Genomic DNA, 17,654 nt, shown 5'->3' on the forward strand with positions numbered 1-17,654 from the left:
GCATCAAGCCGGCAACGATCCGCCAAAGTCAAGGTCCCGTCGGCGTTCCCGGAAAACCAGGTAATCTGGGGCGCGCGGAGATAATAACAATAGCCTGGGCCAGGGGTGGTTCGTCGGTCAATGAGACCTCGATCTGGGCCTCGTAGCCCTCGGGCAGCAGGCTCTGCAACCGGGCCAGCGCGCCGCCGGTCAGGGCCATCGAGGGCTTGCCGCTGGCCAGATTGATGACGCCCATGTCGCGCCAGAACACGCCTTTGCGCAGGCCGGTCCCCAGGGCCTTGGAGCAGGCCTCCTTGGCAGCAAAACGCTTGGCGTAGGACTCGATGCGGGTCAGCGGCCGGCGCTCGGACCGGGCCCGTTCCATCGGCGTGAAAATGCGCTCGAGGAAACGGTCGCCAAAACGGGCAACCGTCTGCTCGATACGGCGGATATCGATCAGGTCAGAGCCCAGACCGATGATCATGCCGATTTCGCGTTCAGACCGCGGGCTTCGTTCATCAGCGCGCGCATGCGACGGATAGCGCCGTCGAGGCCGCCAAAGATCGCTTCGCCGATCAGGAAATGACCGATATTGAGTTCGACGATGCTGGAGATCGCCGCAATCGGTGCCACCGTTTCGAAATTCAGACCATGGCCGGCATGGCATTCCAGACCCAGGGCTTCGGCATGGGCGGCGGCCTTACGAATACGCTCCAGTTCGGCCTGCTGTTCCGCGCCATCCGTTTCGCAGTAGCGGCCGGTATGCAGCTCGACGACCGGCGCACCCAGGGCTTTGGCAGCATCCAGCTGACTGATGGAAGCCTCGATGAATAGCGACACGCGTATTCCGGCCGCCGACAATTGCCGGATCATGGGCTCCAGTTGCTTGTACTGGCCGGCTGCGTCCAGGCCGCCTTCGGTGGTGCGTTCCTCACGTTTCTCCGGCACGATACAGGCTGCGTGAGGACGATGACGTAACGCAATCCCCAGCATCTCATCGGTCGCCGCCATCTCGAGGTTGAGTGGCAGGCTGATCTCCGCCATCAGGCGGTCGATGTCGCCATCGGAAATATGACGACGGTCTTCACGCAGATGCGCCGTGATGCCATCGGCACCGGCGCCGGCCGCCATCTTCGCGGCACGCAGCGGATCGGGATGCCGGCCGCCGCGCGCGTTACGGATGGTGGCGACATGATCGATGTTGACCCCGAGGCGCAACGGACGCAGCGACATCGCCCTCTCCTTATTTCAGATTGCGCGAGCCCGGCTTCACGGCCGGAATCTTCTGCAGCTCCGGCGGCAGTTCGTCCTCGCGATAGGCCATCACCTTGTAGCCGCAGAGAGCGAAAAGCGGCACGCCGAGATCGACTTCGCCATCAGAACGGTCGACGATGCAGGAGGCGCCGACGGTGACACCGCCGTGATCCGTAATACAATCGATGCATTCGCGGCTCGACTTGCCGGTGGTGACCACATCCTCGGCCATCAGCACGCGGGCGCCCTTCGGGATATCGAAGCCGCGGCGGAGCGCGAACTTGCCATCGACGCGTTCGGTGAAGATCGCCGGCACGCCAAGCTGGCGCGCCAGCTCGTAGCCGACAACCACACCACCCATGGCGGGCGAGCAGACCAGATCGACAGGCTTGGGTCCGAGTTTGGCCCGGATACGCTCGGCCAGGGCCTTGCACAGGGCTTCGGCACGCTCGGGATACATGAACACACGGGCGGACTGCATGTAGACGGGGCTGTGCAGACCCGAGGTCAGCAGAAAATGGCCTTCCAGAAGGGCGCCGGACTCCCGGTAATGCTGCAGCACGTCGTCGCGAGTCATGATCGGCGGGGTCCTTTCAGGCTGTCGGCTTATCGGCCGCAGCCTATACAAAGACCCGCGCCGTTCAAGGCATCCGATGCATCAGGATTGTCTCGATTTCCGTGCCTTTCCGGCGCTCGCCCCGCAGGGTGCCATCCGGCCCCGGGCCGAAGGCATAAGCTACCCCGTCGCCGTCCTCCAGCATGCCGCCAAGGGGCAGGCGCCATGCACGGTTTTCCGGGAGCTGGCCATCGACCCCGCGTCCCGGGCGGTAGGTTGCCGTGGCCATATCGCCCTCGACATGGCTGACCGCCAGGACGGCAAAACGGCCGGAGTCCCAGGTGCCCTGCCAGACGCCGACATAGTCGCCCTGCCGCGCCGGTGCCGGACCGGGCGCAATCCCGAAGACAGCCGCTGTGGCAGGATCGCGATCGTCGCAGGCCGGACGCGCGCCGGACTCGACAAACAGCTCCAGACAGGGCCCGTAGCGGCGCGCGAACGGCCAGCCCAGGCCAGCCTCGTGGCCTTCCATTGCCTTTAAGGCCGGCTGGTCGATCACGAAATGCGGCACCTGCATGGCGGTCAGCGCTTCGGCAGCGGCAGGGCCGCGCACATTCGGCTGGTAGCCTTCATACCATTCGTCGCCCTTGAAGAAGGCGGTCGCCAGCTGAATCGAGGCCGGCGGGAATTCATTATAGAGCCGCAGCAGGCTGCTGTGATTGCGACGCCAGTGCATGGTGCTCAGATGATCGTTATAGAGCGCCGGCGCCAGCGCGATGATGCCCTGCACGCTGGCGCGAAACCGGCCGGCGCGGATGCTTTCATAAGCGCCACGGCCGGTGCCCATCAGCACCACACGCTGATAGCCCATGGCACGCCCCTCTTCGGCAATGGCCAGGATCAGCCGCACCACCTTGTTGTCGCGCCGCGGCGGCAGCCAGGGCTGTATCATGCCTTCGTTGCCGGCCAGAATGGAGTGACGGCGCAGGTTGTAGACATCCCAGCCCTGCTCGGCGAAATACTGCGCAATCGGCGTCACCTTCAGGAAGGCGATCTTTTCCTCATGGTGATCCGCGCTCCAGATCACCAGACCGCGCGCAGCCTTCGGACCATAGGGATGGCCTTGCACAGGAACCGTGCCGGGGAACTCGGCCGGCGCGAACCAGTAATGGGTGCCCTGCACCCAGTTCTTGATCGCCTCCACCGTATGCGGCGCGGGCACGAAGGCCGGCGGCTCCTCGCCCTCGACCGGCAGCGTCGGCAGGGTCACCTGGGCGCTGACCGCAGCCACCTGCAGCCATGCAGCCAAGCCCATGGCCATGACGGTGCCGACTTTCATGCGCATCCCCCTGCGACCGTGTCTGGCAGAACGATGCGGGACGACTCTGGGTCGGGGCAAGCGGAGACTGCGTGAATAAAACGTCAAAAGCCGCCGGGAAGCGCCTTTTCCGTCTGCGCCCTACCCTTTGGCGCGCTCCACCGAACTGATCGCCGGCGTCGCACGAAGCGCGGCGATGATGTTGGTCAGGTGCTTCACGTCGCGCACCTCGATATCCACGAACATCTCGAAGAAATCCTGGCTGCGATTGGTGATCTTCAGGTTGGTGATGTTGCCCTTGTGCTTGGCGATGATGGTGGTCACCGCACTGAGCGCGCCGGGTTCGTTGTTGATCACCAGGCTGGTGCGGCCGATATGGCCCTGGGCCTTTTCGCCATCGGACGGCGAATCCCAGGCCAGATCGAGCCAGCGCTCCGGCTGTTCGGCAAACTGCTCCAGGGCGTCGCAATCGATGGTGTGGATGGTGACGCCCTTGCCGGTGGTGACGATGCCGACAATGCGGTCGCCCGGCAACGGATGACAGCAGCCGGCGAAATGCATCGCCATGCCCGGAATCAGGCCGCGGATCGGGATGCCGCCACCGGCCTTGTCGCTCTGCTTATGCGGCCGCGGCAGCGGCGGCGCCTTGTCGGCCTCATCTTCCTTCTGTCCCGGGAAGACGATGTTCAGCACCTGGCGGGCTGTGATATTGCCCTCGCCCACGCCGGCATAGACATCATCGGCCGAACGCAGCTTCAGCACCTTCACGACAGGCTCCAGAACCTTGTCGCTGACCGATGCGTCCTGCTCCTTGAATTTCTTGACCAGGATCGCCTTACCCAGCTCCTGGTACTGGCCGCGCTGCTGCTGGCGAATGAAGCGGTTGATGCACGACTTGGCGCGGCCGGATTTGACGAAGTTCAGCCAGGTCGGATTGGGCGACGGCACCTTGGAGCGCAAGATGTCGACCTGGTCGCCGTTGCGCAGCACCGTACGCAACGGCACCACGCGGCCGTTGACCTTCGCGCCCACCGCCGTATCGCCGACATCGGAATGCACCGCATAGGCGAAGTCGATCACCGTGGCGTCGCGCGGCAATGCAATCAGGTCGCCCTTCGGCGTGAAGCAGAAGACCTGATCCTGGAACATGTTGAGCTTGGTATGCTCCAGAAACTCTTCCGGATCGGCGGTCTGCTCCAGGATTTCCAGCAGCTCGCGCAGCCAGCGGTATTGCCGTGCCTCGGATTCCGGCGCACCCGTGTTGCTGTTGCCGTTCTGCTTGTACTGCCAATGCGCGGCCACGCCGAGATCAGCGATGTCGTGCATCTCCTGCGTACGGATCTGGATTTCGATACGTTTGTTTTCAGGACCGATCACCGTGCTGTGCAGGCTGCGATAGCCATTCTGCTTCGGCGTCGAGAGATAATCCTTGAACCGGCCCGGCACCGAAGGCCAGGTCTGATGCACCACGCCGAGCGCGTGATAGCAGGCGGCGACATCGCGCACGACGATACGGAAGGCCATGATGTCGGAGAGCTGCTCGAACGCAATGTTCTTGCGCTGCATCTTTTCCCAGATGGCATAAGGCCGTTTCTCACGACCCGAAACCCAGGCATCGACGCCGCTTTCCGCCAGCGTGCGCTTCAATCGGTCCGCAATGCGGTCGACCAGGCTGCCGCCCTCACTGCGCAACTGGTCCAGGCGCGCGATGATCGAGGCGCGGGCATCGCCATTCAGTTCGGCAAAGGCCAGGTCTTCCAGTTCCTCCTTCAGTTCCTGCATGCCGATGCGATCGGCCAGCGGAACGAAGATTTCCATGGTCTCCTTGGCAATGCGGCGACGCTTGTCCGGTGTCTTGATGAAATGCAGCGTGCGCATGTTGTGCAGCCGGTCAGCCAGCTTGACCAGCAATACGCGGATGTCGTTCGACATCGCCAGCAGCAATTTCCGGAAATTCTCGGCCTGGCGGGCGCGGTCGGATTGCAGTTCGATACGCGATAGCTTGGTGACGCCATCGACCAGGCGCAGCACATCGCCGCCGAAATTCCGCTCAATCTCTTCCGGCGTGGCGACGGTATCTTCGAGGGTGTCGTGCAGCAGGCCAGTGGCAATGGCGGTGCTGTCCAGCTTCATGCCGGCCAGGATGCCGGCAACCTCCACCGGATGGGAAAAATAGGGGTCGCCCGAGGCCCGTTTCTGCGCCCCATGCGCCTTCATGGAGAACACATAGGCGCGATTCAGCAGATCCTCGTCCGCATCCGCATCGTATGCGAGGACCTTCTCTACCAGCTCAACTTGGCGCATGACTCGCGGGCGCATGGTCTTCGGTCCGTTTCACCTCTGGCAAACGGTTGAACCTAAAGACGAATTTTGAACGAAAATGCGGCGGGAACAAGCCCGCCGCGTCACAAACCGGAGGTTTTATGGTCAGACCAGCCCTGCAGGCTGGCCATACCTTCCGATCTCAGGCTTCGTCGGCCTCGGCAGCCGGTGCGGCTTCCTCGGCCTCTTCAGCCTCGTCCTCGCCTTCGGCGTCATCGATGGACATACCTTCGGCCAGATCATCGTTATCCTGCTGCACGCCGGCCCATTCGCCGGACTGCATCAGGTTGGCCATGTTGTCCTCTTCCGGCTCGTCGACTTCCGGGCTGTCCTGCATATCGCCGATCATGCGCTGGCGCAGACCTTCGATATCCACGGTTTCATCGGCGATTTCACGCAGAGCGACGACCGGGTTCTTGTCGTTGTCGCGATCCACGGTCAGCGAAGCGCCGGTGCCGATGGCGCGGGCGCGCTGGGCCGCCAGCAAAACCAGCTCGAAGCGGTTCGGGATCTTGAGGACGCAATCTTCGACGGTGACGCGAGCCATGGTCTACCCTTGGGTAAAGCAGTGAAATACGGCGGAGGGCGCTTATTAAGGGCGATTCCGCAGGGATGCAAGGCCTCATTCAAGCAGAAATGCGCCTGAAGGCCCAAGAAAATACCTATAACCTATTGATATCAATAGATTCTGCCGCCGTCCGCAGGTCCGGTAACCCCAGCCCGCTGACCGGATGGCGCCAGTCTGGTGCGATTTCCTGCAGGGGCAGCAGCACGAACAGCCGTTCATGCAGGCGCGGATGAGGCAGAATCAGCGATCCCCCAGCCTCTGCTTCCGGCCGAACCAGACCGCGGTAATCCAGCAGATCAAGATCGAGTGTCCGCGCTTCCCAGCGTTGCTGACGGACCCGGCCGCAGATCGTTTCAATCCGGTGTAACTGCTGCAACAACGCGGTCGGGTCGAGATGGGTATCGATTTCGACCACGCCATTGATGAAGTCGGGCTGGTCGCCAGCCGGCAGCGGTGCGGAGCGCCACCAGGAGGAGCGGTTCAGGATGGCAATATTCTCGGCCGCGAGCATCCCTAGGGCGGTTTCCAGCGTTACGCGTGGCTCACCGAAACGGCTGGGCAGGTTGGCGCCCAAGGCTATGTAAATACCGCCGGTCATGCTGCGAATTATCTTGCCATGAAGGCCGGAGTGACTAAGAAGAAGGGCATAGAAGATTAAGTACCATTGCCTTGAAAGTCATTGAACAAAGGATATTGCCATGAAGTTCTATACGCAGGAGCGTGTGGCGCTCTTCATTGACGGTGCGAACCTGTATTCGGCGGCCCGCAGCCTCGGCTTTGAAATCGACTATCGTCGTCTGCTGGAGTCCTTCCGCAAAGAATCGCATCTGGTACGCGCCTTCTATTACACCGCTCTGGTCGAGGACCAGGAATATTCGCCGCTACGCCCGCTGATCGACTGGCTCGACTATAACGGCTTCACCATGGTGACCAAGCCGGCCAAGGAATACACCGATGCCATGGGCCGCCGGAAGGTGAAAGGCAACATGGATATCGAGCTGGCCATCGACGTGATGGAAATGGCGCCGCATATCGACCATGTGGTGCTGTTCTCCGGCGATGGCGATTTCCGCCGCCTGGTGGAAGCCGTGCAGCGCAAGGGCGTGCGTGTCAGCGTGGTCAGTTCGACCAAGACCCAGCCGCCCATGGTGGCCGACGAACTGCGCCGCCAGGCCGATACCTTCATCGAGCTGCAGGACCTGATGCCCAAGATCATGCGCGACCAGACCGCCCGCGACCATTCGCGCACCGCCGGCGTGCACGCCACACTACGCAGCGGCCACGGTAATCAGATGGGGGGCAATGCTGTGGCACCGTCCAGTCCGTCTCAGGCGATGGACGATTTCGACGAGATCGATACGGCCGACCCACGCAAGCATCTGCGTTGATCTCTGCTCATAATCGCTATACACCGCGATTATGACCGCTGCCCCTGCCCTGCCGAGCCATGACTGCCCGCTCTGCCCGCGCCTGGCCGACTTCCGCACCGCCAATCGCGTCGCCTATCCGACTTTCTTCAATGGCCCGGTGCCGCCCTGGGGCGATCCGCAGCCCGCCCTGCTGATCGTTGGCCTGGCGCCCGGCCTGAAAGGCGCCAACCGTACCGGCCGACCCTTCACGGGCGATTATGCCGGCGACCTGCTCTACAGCACGCTGATCAAATACGGCTTTGCCAAGGGCGTGTTCAAGGCCGATCCGAAAGACGGACTGCAGCTGGTGCGCTGCCACATCACCAATGCGGTGAAATGCGTGCCCCCGGAAAACAAGCCGACGCCGGCCGAGACCAAGACCTGCCGCGCCAATTTCCTGACCGGCGAAATCGCGGCGTTGACCAATCTGAAAGCGATTCTTGCGCTTGGCCAGATCGCCCATATCGCCACACTGGACACCCTGAAAGTAAAACGCGCCGCAGCCCCCTTTGGCCACGGCGCGCAATACAGACTGCCCAGCGGCGTGACGCTGCTCTCCAGCTATCACTGCTCGCGCTACAACACCAACACCGGCCGCCTGACCGAGCGGATGTTCCACGACGTCTTCGACAAGATCGTCACGGTCACCGGCTAGCCCGGCTTTTACGCCTTCGGCTTCATCATCAGCGCGTTGAAGCGGCGTTCCGGCCGCGGCGTGACCGCGATATTCGCCTTGCTGGCCATTTCCGCGTTCGGATGGAAGATCGGAATGATCGCCTGTTCTTCCATGGTGATTTCAATCGAAGCCTGAACCAGGGGCTTGCGCTTCACCGGATCCATCTCGCCCTGCGCCTTCTCGATCGCCGCATCGATATCGGTATGCGAGAACTTGGTGCGGTTGGCAGTGCCATAGATACCACCGGGCGTATGCACCAGCGCGCGCGGACCGATTGAGGCATCCTCGGTGCCATATTGCGCCATGAAGACGGAGTATTCCTGCTTGGTGGCCTGGGTGAAGAACACCGTGCCGGGCATGGCTTCGACGCTCACCTGCAGGCCAAGCCGCGTCCAGGCCTGACCGACGGCCTGGGCGATATCCTTGTCCTTCGGATAGCGGTCGTTGGTCGCATGCAGCGTGATCTTGAAACCGTTGGCGTAGCCGGCGTCTTTCAGCAGCGCCTTGGCCTTGTCCAGATCGAAGGGATCGACCTTCAGTTTGGTGCTGGTGCCGTCAAAGCGCGACGGGAGGAACTGCGAGGCCGGCGTGCCGGAGCCATCCAGAATCTTGTCGACAATCAGCTTACGATTGATGGCCAGCGACAGCGCCTTGCGCACGCGCTTGTCTTTCAGCGGATTGCCGAGCAGCGCCGGCTGGCCGTCCTTGGCCGAAATGAACGGGCTGACATCGCGCACGGCATCCATGGCGATATACTGCACGGTGGCGGATGCACCGCTGGACATGGCGAAGCGCTTGTCCTGCTTGATGCGCGGGATATCCACGGTGGGAATTTCGTCGATGGCATCCACATCGCCCGACAGCAGTGCCGCAATACGGCCGGCATCGCCCTTGATGACACGCTCGGTCACCTTGGCCCAGGGCTGCTTTTCGCCCCAGTAGGCGTCATTGCGGTTCAGCACCAGCTGCTGGCCATTCGTCCATTCCACCACCTTGTAGGGGCCGGTGCCAACCGCCGCGCCGGCGGCGCCGTTATTGAAGTCGGCCGTGCTGGCGGCGACGTGCTTCTTCGAGATGATAAAAACGCGCGCGAGGTCGGAGGCCAGTGTCGGGGTCGGCGTCTCGGTCTTGAAGCGGATCTTGTGATCGCCCAGCTTTTGGCTGGAGACAATCGAACGACTGAACTGCGTGAACGGATTCGGGCTGTTCGGCACCTTCGGCACGCGCTCCAGCGTGGCGATCACGTCATCGGCGGTGAAGTCGGAACCATCATGGAACTTCACGCCCTGGCGCAGGTCGAATTCCCAGGTCAGCGGATCGACATTGCGCCAGGCAGTCGCCAGCGCCGGCACCAGGCGCAGCTCGCTGTCCATCGCCAGCAGGGCATCGAAGATCACGCTGTGCGACGAGCCTTGCGGGAAGCCGTTGAAGAAATGCGGATCGAGGGTATTCAGTTCGAGCTTGGTGCCGATCACCAGAGACGGCGCGCCCTGCGCCAGACCGCGAGAATGGATGCCAGCCGCGGCCAGGGTCGCGAGCGTGCCGCCCATGAAGAGCCGGCGTGAGACTGGGATCATTTCCATTATCCTTCTGGTTCTTGGCGTCGTGTTGAATCTATAACAGACTGCATTTCACAGAAGTGTCAATCAGACAGGATGACATAGCCCCATGTCGCGCCGGTATCGCATTGCAATTGGTGGATTCATGCTCGAGAGCAACGGCCATGCGCCGGTCTCGACCCGGGAAGAGTTCGCGTCCAGCGTCCATATCGAGGGCGACGCGCTGTTGGCCGACCTGGCCAGCGCCAATCCGCGCAGCCCCACCACCCTGACCGGCTTCACCCATGAAATGGACAAACTGGCCGACTGGGAGCGTGTGCCGCTGGTGATGGCCGCCGTGGGCGCCTCCGGTCCGGTCGACCAACCCTTCTTCGAAGAGGTCGTGGCCCGCCTGTGCCAGTTGCTGCGCGAGGCCGGCCCGGTTGACGCCGTCTATCTGTCGCAGCATGGCGCCGCCATTGCCACGGTCGATATCGATCCCGACGGCACCATCTTCCGCGCCGTGCGCGAGATCGTCGGCCCCGATGTGCCGGTGCTGGCGACGCTGGACCTGCATGCCAATGTCAGTATCGAGATGGTACAGGCCGCCGATATCCTGGTGGCCTATCGCGAGAACCCGCATACCGACATGCCGGACCGCGGCGCCGATTGCGCACACCATATGATGGCGATGCTGAACGGGCTGAAGCCCCATGCCGCCTTCGTGAAGCTGCCGTTCATTCCGCCCTCGACCAGCCAGAACACCAAGGCCGGGCCTTACGCGGATGTGATCGCCTATGGCCAGAAGAAGGTCGGGAACGGTGTGATCGACGTCTCGGTATCGTCAGGCTTCTCGCTGGGCGATACGCCCAAGAACGGCATGTCGGTGATCGCCACCGCGACCGATCCGAAACTGGCGGAAACCGTGGCGCGCGACGTCGCGGCACATGCCTGGAGCCAGCGCCATCGCTTCACCACAAACCTGACCAGTCTGGAGAACTGCACGGCCATGGCGCTGGCCTGCAGCCGCGACGCGGCGAAACCGTCGCTGCTGTTCGCCGATGTCGCTGACAATCCCGGTGGCGGCGGCCGCGGCAACACCACCTATATCCTGTCTGCCTTCCACAAGGCCGGCGTCACCGGTTGTTCTATCGGCCCGATCTTCGACCCGGCTCTGGCAGCCGAGGCGCATAAGCTGGGCGTGGGCGCCGAATTCGAGGCGCGCTTCAACCGCGACGAGACCACCACCTTCTCCGACCCCTTCACCGCCAAAGGCCGCGTCGTCGCACTCAGTGCGGGACTGTTTGTCGGCCGGCGCGGCATGGCGGCCGGACGCACGCTGGACATGGGCCCCGCCGCCGCCATCGATGTCGGCGGCATCATCGCCGTGGTGATGACCAACCGGCATCAGGCGCTGGACCCGATGTTCTTCGAAACCTTCGGTATCGATATCACCAGGCTGCGCAGCCTCGTGGTGAAGTCGCGGGGTCATTTCCGCGCCGGCTTCGACCAGTTCTTCCCTGACGACAGGATCATCGAGGTGGACGTGCCCGGCCTGACCACCCCGGTGCTGAAGAATGTGCCCTGGCGCCAGGTCCCGCGGCCAATTTATCCGCTGGATCCGGATATCGCCTGGTCGCCGCCATGAGCGACCGCAGCGAACATATTGGCAACAATATGATGGCGTGGTATAATTAGATAAATCAGTGCGTTATGTCATGAAAACAGAACAAATAAAGATCAATAATATCCCTGCCCGGACAACGATTTACGACCATCTGCGCGAGCGGTTCGGTCTGGACGAGGCCATGCGGCCGTTCCTCGGCCGCACCACCGCCCTGCACCGCTACCGTCTGGCGATTGCCAGCCAGGATCTGCTGGCCGAAGCCTGCCGCGCCGTGATTGCCCATTACGGCCTGCGCGGTTTCCGCAACACCGGCGACGATAACCCCAACCCGGCCTATGGTTCACTGTCGCTGACCTGCGATCCCGATGCGCGGACCGATCCGCATTCCGCCACCCTGGGATCGCCCAGCCTGCGCGGTGACCAGTATTATCTGGCCACGCCGGACATGATGGCTCTGCTGCCGCAGCAGAAAGGCGGCTACCACGACAGCTACTGCTTTCGGCGCCTGACCCCGGCCGGTGAATACGGGGCACTGGGCGACCTGCTGCGCGGCTTTCGCCTGCCATTGATCCGCTCGCGTCTCAGCGTGATTGCCGCCGACCGTATCGAACCGACGCTCGACCACTTTGGCTGGCATCGGGATGAAACCGTCTTCCACAACCTGCGCATCAACATCCCGATCTGGACGGCGCCGGAATTCCTGCTGGAGATCGAGACAGCGCTCGATCATCACGTTCCACAATCCACCACCGTCCTGCGCCGGCATCTGGCGACAGGCCATGCCTGGTCCTGGGATACGTACAGACCACATCGCGTCTTCGCAGCGCGGCAAACCGCACAGTCGCGCTGCCATATTGTGGTGGGGCTGGCGCCCTGGTTCGATTACGACCCGGCGACCGACAGCTGGAGCCCGAACCGGTATTTCGGCCGGGTCCATCCGCATGACCTGATCGCCGAAGGTCTCGCACACCCTGCGATCCGCGCAGGGGCAAGGCTCTAGAACCAGCGCATCTTGCGCAGGAGCCAGACCTCCAGGCCGATCATCACAAAAGCCGCAGCACAGACTGCAGCGAAAGCCCATGGCTCGTCGGCGAACGGAATGCCGGCAACATTCGTGCCCAGCAGACCGGCAATCAGGCTTGGCGGCAGCAGGATGGCGGTCAGTGCGGTCAGACGGTTGGTCGTCTGTGCGATCTGCTCACTCATCACCGTGGTCAGATCTTCGTGCAGGATGGTGAGGCGGTCTCGCAACGCATCGAGTGTTTCCACACTGCGCAGCACTTTATCGGTTAGTTCGCGCAGGCGCTGGCGATCACGCGGCATGATCCAGCCGACATTGGCACCCTGCAGGCGGAACATCGCCTCGCGCTGTGGCGCCATGTAGCGGCGCAGCGAGATCACCCGCCGCCGCATATTGCTGAGATCGCCGCGCGCCACGCGCACATCGCAGTCCTCGATCTGGTGGTCGAATTCATCGACCTCATCTTCCAACTGCTCCAGTACCGGCTCGATATATTTCACCACCCGGCGGGCGATTTTGGTCAACAGGTGGCCGACATGGGCCGCACCCTGGCGCTGCGCAAACGATTCCCGGATATCGCGCAGCGCATGGAGATAATGATCCTTGTCGCGCAGCGAAATCAGCCGGGTCTCATCGGCCCAGAGATGGATCGGCACCAGATCGAGCGTATTCTCGTTGGGATCGCGATTGACGCCGCGCAGCACCGCGATCAGGCCGTTGGTGCTTTCCTGGATACGCGGTCGCGATTCGTCAGCCAGCAGCGCATCGCAAACCACGGCGTCGAGACCGCTTTCCTGGCGCAGCCAGCGCGCGGCCGTCGGATCGTCGCGCTCAAGATGGACCCAGAGTACGCCCTGGGCGGGACGCCAGTGCCGCACCTCGTCCCAGCCAACCTCGCGGGCGCCGCCGGCGCCATCGAGAATCAAGGCAAAGCGCATGCCGGGCTGCTCGCCGTAAATCAATCCACGCTGCTGATCCATACCCGCCCCCAACTCCGGCCTGTTCAGCCGTACCGGTCTTCTTTCCAGGGATTGCCCGTATTGTGATAGCCGCGCACTTCCCAGTAGCCCGGCGCATCCTGATCCAGGAACGCGATATGCTTAACCCACTTGGCGGATTTCCAGAAATAGAATTGCGGCATGACGATACGGACCGGGCCGCCATGCTCGCGGGTCAGCGGCTGGCCTTCCCAGGAATGCGCCAGCAGGACATCCGCTGCTGAAAACATCTCCATGGTCACATTGGTGGCATAGCCGTCATAGGACTGAAATACGACGTGCCTTGCATCGGCATGGGGCTTCACCGCCTTGAGGAAATCTCTGGCCAGCACGCCGCTCCAGCGGTTGTCGTAGCGCGACCAGGCGGTGACGCAATGAATGTCGGATACCGTGTCGGTTTGCGGCAGATCGAGGAAGTCGTTCCAGTTGAGCTTGAGCGGCTTGCCGATCAGGCCGCCGGCCGTGAGCTGCCAGCGATCGAGCTGGATATTCGGCTGTACGCCGAGATCCAGTACAGGCCAGTCGCGCACCAGGCGCTGGCCCGGCGGCAGGCGACGTTTCTCCGGGCTGCTGCTTTCGCCGGTCAGCAGGCGGCCATCCTTGGCCCATTGCTGTTTGGAAGCGATCAGTTTGTCTTTGATCTGGCCGAGCAGGCCGGGCTTGTAATCGTCACTCATCGCCGCCTCCTTTGCCGCGCCCGGCTTATTTGGTGCGCAGCAGCCTGTGCTTCTCGCGATCCCAGTCTCGCTTCTTCTCGGTCTCGCGCTTGTCGTGCAGCTTCTTGCCGCGCGCCAGTGCGATCTTCACCTTGGCCCGGCCGCGCTCATTGAAATACACAGTGAGCGGCACGATGGTGACGCCGCCGCGCTTCAGGCCGCCGATCAGCTTGCTGATCTCCTTGCGGTTCAGCAGCAGCTTGCGCTGGCGTCGCGGCTCATGGTTGAAGCGGTTGGCGCCGTGATACTCGGGAATATGCGAGTTGATCAGCCAGATTTCACCACCCTGCTCGGCTGCATAAGCATCCTGGATGCTGGCACGGCCGTCGCGCAGGCTTTTCACCTCCGAGCCAACCAGAACCACGCCGGCATCGTAGGTTTCGTCCAGATGATAGTCGAAGCGCGCCCGGCGGTTTTCGGCCACCGTGCGCGATTGCTGCACCATGAAATCTTACTTCTTCTTTTTCTTGCCGGCCTTGGCCTTGGTCGCGGACTTGCCGCTCTTGGGGCCGACGAGGCCGAGCGCCTTGACCACGGCCTTCACCTTGGCCTGGGTTTCCTTGGTGGGCTGCACCAGCGGCAGACGCACTTCCGCCGTGCAGATGCCCAGCAGTTCGGCGGCATACTTCACCGGGCCGGGGCTGGCTTCGGCGAACAGCACCGAATGCAGCGGCATCAGCTTTTCCTGGATCGCCAGGGCCTTGGCATGGTCGCCGGCAAGGCTGGCTTCCTGCATCTGCGCCACCAGCTTCGGCGCGATATTGCCGGTCACCGAGATGCAGCCGCTGCCGCCATGGGTATTGAAGCCCGGCGCGGTCGCGTCGTCGCCATCGAGCTGGCAGAATTTCGCACCCGAAGCGATACGCTGCTTGAGCGGACGCACCAGATCGCCGGTCGCATCCTTCACGCCAACGATGCGCTTCAGCTTCGACAGCGCCGCCATGGTCTCGACCGACATGTCGATGATGCAGCGCGGCGGGATGTTGTAGATGAAGATCGGGATATCGGTCGCGTCGTGGATCGCCTTGTAATGCGCGTACAGCCCAGCCTGGGTCGGCTTGTTGTAATACGGCGTCACGATCAGCGCCGCGTCAGCACCGGCTTCTTCGGCATGTCGGGTCAGCTCGATCGCCTCGTCGGTCGAGTTCGAGCCGGCACCAGCCATCACCGGAACGCGGCCATGAGCCGCTTCGATGCAGATTTCCACCACACGCTTGTGTTCGTCATGGCTGAGAGTCGGCGATTCACCGGTGGTGCCGACCGGCACCAGGCCATGCGTGCCCTGGGCAATCTGCCATTCGACGAAATCGCCGAACGCTTTCTCGTCCACCTTCCCCTTCTTGAACGGGGTGATGAGTGCGACGAACGAGCCCTTGAACATGATGGTTCCTTTACCTTTGCACGGTACCAAACGGAGTAGCCGCGACCATACCCGCGCCGGCAGGCCTCATCAAGGGCAAGCCGTGCTTTTGCCGCGGCCCCCGGCCTGCTATCATGTTATTGTATTTGCGAAAGATTCGCCGTGCCGCAGCATTGTATCGATTGTCTCTCTGCCTGGGTTCGCCGGTTTACCGCCGCGGCCGTCCTGTCGGCTTGCCTGGGCCTGATGCCGGCTGTGGCGAAACCGCCGGCCAAGTCGCCTGAACTGGCCTCGACCGCCGGCACCGTACCCGTTCCCTCCGAGAAACCCCGTCGCGGGACCCCGCCGGCCCGACCCGAGCAGACCAAGCTGCCCGCCGACCATGCGATCCTGTCGGCCGAAGACCGCGAGATCGGCCGCAAGGCGATCCAGGAGGCAGGCGCCGGTCGCTTCGATGCCGCCCGCCGGATCGCCGCCACCGCCAAGAATCCCCTGCTCGCCCAGTTGGTCCGCTGGCTGTGGCTGCAGACCGCCAACAGCGGCGCCAGCTTCGACGAGATCACCACCTTCATCGATACCAAACCCGACTGGCCGGCCCGCGAGGCCCTGCTGCGCCGGGCTGAAGAAGCTATAGATGGCTCGACCGGCGATGGCCGCATCCTGACCTGGTTCGACGCGCATCCGCCCGAAACCGGTCTCGGCCTGCTGCGTCTGGGCGAGACGCTGCTGCGGCTCGGTCGTGACAAGGATGCGTTCCCGGTGATGCGGCGCGCCTGGGTGGACGGCAATCTGTCGCTGCGTGATGAAAAAGTGCTGTGGGCTGAATTCGGTCATCGCTTCACGCCAGCCGATAACGGCGCCCGCACCGACCGTTTGCTGTGGGATGGCAATATCGAGGCCGCCCGCCGCATGATCCCGCGTCTGGATGACGATGGCCGCCGGCTGGCAGAGGCCCGTATAGCCCTCGCCAATAATGTCGCCGGTGCCGAGAATGTCGTGGCTGGTCTGCCGGCTCATCTGCGTGACGATGGCGGCCTGAATTACGACCGTCTGCGCTGGCAGCGCAAACGCGGCATGAACGATGGCGTCGAGGCCCTGCTGTATAACGCCCCCGACGATCTTGGCCGCGCCGAAAAATGGTGGGTCGAGCGGCATTTCCGTGCCCGCAAGGCAATGGCCGAAGGACGCATCTCGGAAGCCTATCGCCTGGCCGCAGGCCATGGGCTGAAGGCCGGCGGCGCCATGGCCGATGCCGAATGGATGGCCGGCTGGATTGCGCTGCGCCTGCTGCAGGAGCCCAGAACGGCGCTCAAACATTTCACGGCGCTGCAGGACAGTGTGCGCTTCCCGGTCAGCCAGGCGCGCGCCGCCTACTGGCTCGCCCGTACCCACGCCGCCCTGGGCGACGCCGAGCAGGCCCGCCAGTGGTATGTCCAGGCAGCTCGCAACAGCACCACGTTCTACGGGCAGCTCGCCGCGCACGAACTCGATCCCAAAGCGTCGCTGGATTTGCAGGACCCGATCCGTCCTTCACCCGAGGCGACCCGACAGTTTCAGCGGCGCGAAGTGGTGCGTGCGGCACAGATCCTGGTCGAACTTGACCAGGAAGACCGGCTGCGCCCCTTCATCCTGCGCCTGGTCAACACCGCCGATTCACCGGAAGAGCATAAAATGGTGGCGCAGCTGGCGCGCAACCTGCGCCGGGTCGACTTGGCGGTCATGTCCAGCAAGCGATCGGCACGTCAGGGCATCATCCTGGTGCAGGAGGCCTTCCCGCTGGTCGAGCCGATGCTGCGCATCAACGATCCGGAAACCGCTCTGGTCCTGGGCTTGTCCCGTCAGGAAAGCGAGTTCAACCAGTTCGCCGTCTCGCCGGTCGGCGCACGCGGCCTGATGCAGCTCATGCCAGCAACGGCCAAAGATGTCGCCAAGGATATCAAGGTTGGCTTCGACCAGGGCCGCCTGACCCGCGACGCCGGTTACAACGTGCAGCTTGGCTCGACCTATCTGAAAGGTCTGCTGCAGAAATGGGACAACAACTATGTCCTCGCGCTGGCCAGCTACAATGCTGGCGAAGGCCGGGCGCGAAAATGGATCCAGGACTGGGGCGATCCGCGCCAGCCGCATGTGGATGTGATCGACTGGATCGAGCTGATCCCTTTCACCGAGACGCGTAACTATGTGCAGCGCGTACTGGAAAGCGTGCAGGTTTACCGCGTCCTGCTGGGCGGACGCCCGACGCCGATCGATCGCATGCAGACCGACCTGCGTGGCACAACGCGGCAGGCCTGCAGCGCACAGAGCTGCTGAAC

17 protein-coding genes are annotated in these 17,654 nt (G+C 63.0%); 5 read left to right on the forward strand and 12 right to left on the reverse strand.

Going from position 1 to position 17,654, the window contains the following annotated elements:
* Window positions 1–28: 28 nt before the first annotated feature.
* The 7 genes from acpS to folK all read right to left on the reverse strand — a co-directional run bounded on the left by acpS (window position 29) and on the right by folK (window position 6,595).
* Entirely contained in the window at window positions 29–463 is a 435-nt protein-coding gene (gene acpS, locus AC1ROB_RS21960; RefSeq protein WP_492972932.1) for a holo-ACP synthase, read from the reverse strand.
* The gene (locus AC1ROB_RS21965) at window positions 460–1,212 is read right to left on the reverse strand and encodes a pyridoxine 5'-phosphate synthase (RefSeq protein ID WP_492972931.1); all 753 of its coding nucleotides are present in this window, start codon (window positions 1,210–1,212) and stop codon (window positions 460–462) included. The genes acpS and AC1ROB_RS21965 overlap by 4 nt, the downstream gene beginning before the upstream one ends.
* A gap of 10 nt (window positions 1,213–1,222) precedes the next feature.
* The gene (pyrE, locus tag AC1ROB_RS21970) at window positions 1,223–1,810 is read right to left on the reverse strand and encodes an orotate phosphoribosyltransferase (RefSeq protein ID WP_492972930.1); all 588 of its coding nucleotides are present in this window, start codon (window positions 1,808–1,810) and stop codon (window positions 1,223–1,225) included.
* 64 nt (window positions 1,811–1,874) lie between these two features.
* The gene (locus tag AC1ROB_RS21975) at window positions 1,875–3,128 is read right to left on the reverse strand and encodes an alpha/beta fold hydrolase (RefSeq protein WP_492972929.1); all 1,254 of its coding nucleotides are present in this window, start codon (window positions 3,126–3,128) and stop codon (window positions 1,875–1,877) included.
* Between the two features lie 120 nt (window positions 3,129–3,248).
* Entirely contained in the window at window positions 3,249–5,426 is a 2,178-nt protein-coding gene (locus AC1ROB_RS21980) for a RelA/SpoT family protein (protein ID WP_493031563.1), read from the reverse strand.
* 145 nt (window positions 5,427–5,571) lie between these two features.
* Window positions 5,572–5,976, reverse strand: coding sequence for a DNA-directed RNA polymerase subunit omega (gene rpoZ / locus AC1ROB_RS21985; protein ID WP_492972927.1), 405 nt, complete (start codon window positions 5,974–5,976; stop codon window positions 5,572–5,574).
* A 115-nt stretch (window positions 5,977–6,091) separates the two neighbouring features.
* The gene (gene folK / locus AC1ROB_RS21990) at window positions 6,092–6,595 is read right to left on the reverse strand and encodes a 2-amino-4-hydroxy-6-hydroxymethyldihydropteridine diphosphokinase (RefSeq protein ID WP_492972926.1); all 504 of its coding nucleotides are present in this window, start codon (window positions 6,593–6,595) and stop codon (window positions 6,092–6,094) included.
* Window positions 6,596–6,695: 100 nt separating this feature from the next.
* Between folK and AC1ROB_RS21995 the strand changes: the two genes are divergently transcribed.
* Complete coding sequence (locus AC1ROB_RS21995; RefSeq protein ID WP_492972925.1) at window positions 6,696–7,385, forward strand: LabA-like NYN domain-containing protein; 690 nt, start codon at window positions 6,696–6,698, stop codon at window positions 7,383–7,385.
* 31 nt (window positions 7,386–7,416) lie between these two features.
* Window positions 7,417–8,061, forward strand: a complete 645-nt coding sequence (locus tag AC1ROB_RS22000; RefSeq protein ID WP_492972924.1) for a uracil-DNA glycosylase — start codon at window positions 7,417–7,419, stop codon at window positions 8,059–8,061.
* Window positions 8,062–8,069: 8 nt separating this feature from the next.
* Here the strand turns inward: AC1ROB_RS22000 and AC1ROB_RS22005 are convergent, their stop codons facing one another.
* Window positions 8,070–9,659 (reverse strand): ABC transporter substrate-binding protein, encoded by a 1,590-nt coding sequence (locus AC1ROB_RS22005; RefSeq protein WP_492972923.1) that lies wholly within the window; start codon window positions 9,657–9,659, stop codon window positions 8,070–8,072.
* Window positions 9,660–9,750: 91 nt separating this feature from the next.
* On the opposite strand from AC1ROB_RS22005, the gene AC1ROB_RS22010 reads away from it, so the two are divergent.
* Both AC1ROB_RS22010 and AC1ROB_RS22015 read left to right on the forward strand, forming a co-directional pair.
* Window positions 9,751–11,268: a M81 family metallopeptidase gene (locus tag AC1ROB_RS22010; RefSeq protein ID WP_492972922.1), complete on the forward strand. Its 1,518-nt coding sequence runs from the start codon at window positions 9,751–9,753 to the stop codon at window positions 11,266–11,268.
* Window positions 11,269–11,338: 70 nt separating this feature from the next.
* Window positions 11,339–12,247: a hypothetical protein gene (locus AC1ROB_RS22015; protein ID WP_492972921.1), complete on the forward strand. Its 909-nt coding sequence runs from the start codon at window positions 11,339–11,341 to the stop codon at window positions 12,245–12,247.
* Here AC1ROB_RS22015 and AC1ROB_RS22020 read toward each other — a convergent pair.
* Genes AC1ROB_RS22020 through dapA form a run of 4 tightly spaced genes read right to left on the reverse strand, consistent with a single transcriptional unit; the run spans window position 12,244 to window position 15,363 of the window.
* Window positions 12,244–13,248, reverse strand: coding sequence for a CorA family divalent cation transporter (locus AC1ROB_RS22020; protein ID WP_492972920.1), 1,005 nt, complete (start codon window positions 13,246–13,248; stop codon window positions 12,244–12,246). The two genes, AC1ROB_RS22015 and AC1ROB_RS22020, sit on opposite strands and share 4 nt — an antisense overlap.
* A gap of 23 nt (window positions 13,249–13,271) precedes the next feature.
* Entirely contained in the window at window positions 13,272–13,943 is a 672-nt protein-coding gene (locus AC1ROB_RS22025) for a sulfite oxidase-like oxidoreductase (protein ID WP_492972919.1), read from the reverse strand.
* A gap of 25 nt (window positions 13,944–13,968) precedes the next feature.
* Window positions 13,969–14,427, reverse strand: a complete 459-nt coding sequence (gene smpB, locus AC1ROB_RS22030; protein WP_492972918.1) for an SsrA-binding protein SmpB — start codon at window positions 14,425–14,427, stop codon at window positions 13,969–13,971.
* A gap of 6 nt (window positions 14,428–14,433) precedes the next feature.
* On the reverse strand, window positions 14,434–15,363 hold the full coding sequence (dapA, locus tag AC1ROB_RS22035; RefSeq protein WP_492972917.1) for a 4-hydroxy-tetrahydrodipicolinate synthase: 930 nt from the start codon (window positions 15,361–15,363) through the stop codon (window positions 14,434–14,436).
* A 234-nt stretch (window positions 15,364–15,597) separates the two neighbouring features.
* Here dapA and AC1ROB_RS22040 point away from each other — a divergent pair, with 234 nt between their 5' ends.
* A complete protein-coding gene (locus AC1ROB_RS22040; protein WP_492972916.1) occupies window positions 15,598–17,652 on the forward strand; it encodes a lytic transglycosylase domain-containing protein in 2,055 nt (684 codons plus the stop codon).
* The last annotated feature ends 2 nt before the right edge of the window (window positions 17,653–17,654 follow it).

The sequence above is a fragment of the Ferrovibrio sp. GW821-FHT12F09 genome, assembly GCF_058806775.1.

Coding starts and splice junctions, on each gene's coding strand:
- acpS (WP_492972932.1), bottom strand. CDS start 463: ATGATCATCGGTCTGGGCTCTGACCTGATCGATATCCGCCGTATCGAG.
- AC1ROB_RS21965 (WP_492972931.1), bottom strand. CDS start 1,212: ATGTCGCTGCGTCCGTTGCGCCTCGGGGTCAACATCGATCATGTCGCC.
- pyrE (WP_492972930.1), bottom strand. CDS start 1,810: ATGACTCGCGACGACGTGCTGCAGCATTACCGGGAGTCCGGCGCCCTT.
- AC1ROB_RS21975 (WP_492972929.1), bottom strand. CDS start 3,128: ATGAAAGTCGGCACCGTCATGGCCATGGGCTTGGCTGCATGGCTGCAG.
- AC1ROB_RS21980 (WP_493031563.1), bottom strand. CDS start 5,426: ATGCGCCCGCGAGTCATGCGCCAAGTTGAGCTGGTAGAGAAGGTCCTC.
- rpoZ (WP_492972927.1), bottom strand. CDS start 5,976: ATGGCTCGCGTCACCGTCGAAGATTGCGTCCTCAAGATCCCGAACCGC.
- folK (WP_492972926.1), bottom strand. CDS start 6,595: ATGACCGGCGGTATTTACATAGCCTTGGGCGCCAACCTGCCCAGCCGT.
- AC1ROB_RS21995 (WP_492972925.1), top strand. CDS start 6,696: ATGAAGTTCTATACGCAGGAGCGTGTGGCGCTCTTCATTGACGGTGCG.
- AC1ROB_RS22000 (WP_492972924.1), top strand. CDS start 7,417: ATGACCGCTGCCCCTGCCCTGCCGAGCCATGACTGCCCGCTCTGCCCG.
- AC1ROB_RS22005 (WP_492972923.1), bottom strand. CDS start 9,659: ATGATCCCAGTCTCACGCCGGCTCTTCATGGGCGGCACGCTCGCGACC.
- AC1ROB_RS22010 (WP_492972922.1), top strand. CDS start 9,751: ATGTCGCGCCGGTATCGCATTGCAATTGGTGGATTCATGCTCGAGAGC.
- AC1ROB_RS22015 (WP_492972921.1), top strand. CDS start 11,339: ATGAAAACAGAACAAATAAAGATCAATAATATCCCTGCCCGGACAACG.
- AC1ROB_RS22020 (WP_492972920.1), bottom strand. CDS start 13,248: ATGGATCAGCAGCGTGGATTGATTTACGGCGAGCAGCCCGGCATGCGC.
- AC1ROB_RS22025 (WP_492972919.1), bottom strand. CDS start 13,943: ATGAGTGACGATTACAAGCCCGGCCTGCTCGGCCAGATCAAAGACAAA.
- smpB (WP_492972918.1), bottom strand. CDS start 14,427: ATGGTGCAGCAATCGCGCACGGTGGCCGAAAACCGCCGGGCGCGCTTC.
- dapA (WP_492972917.1), bottom strand. CDS start 15,363: ATGTTCAAGGGCTCGTTCGTCGCACTCATCACCCCGTTCAAGAAGGGG.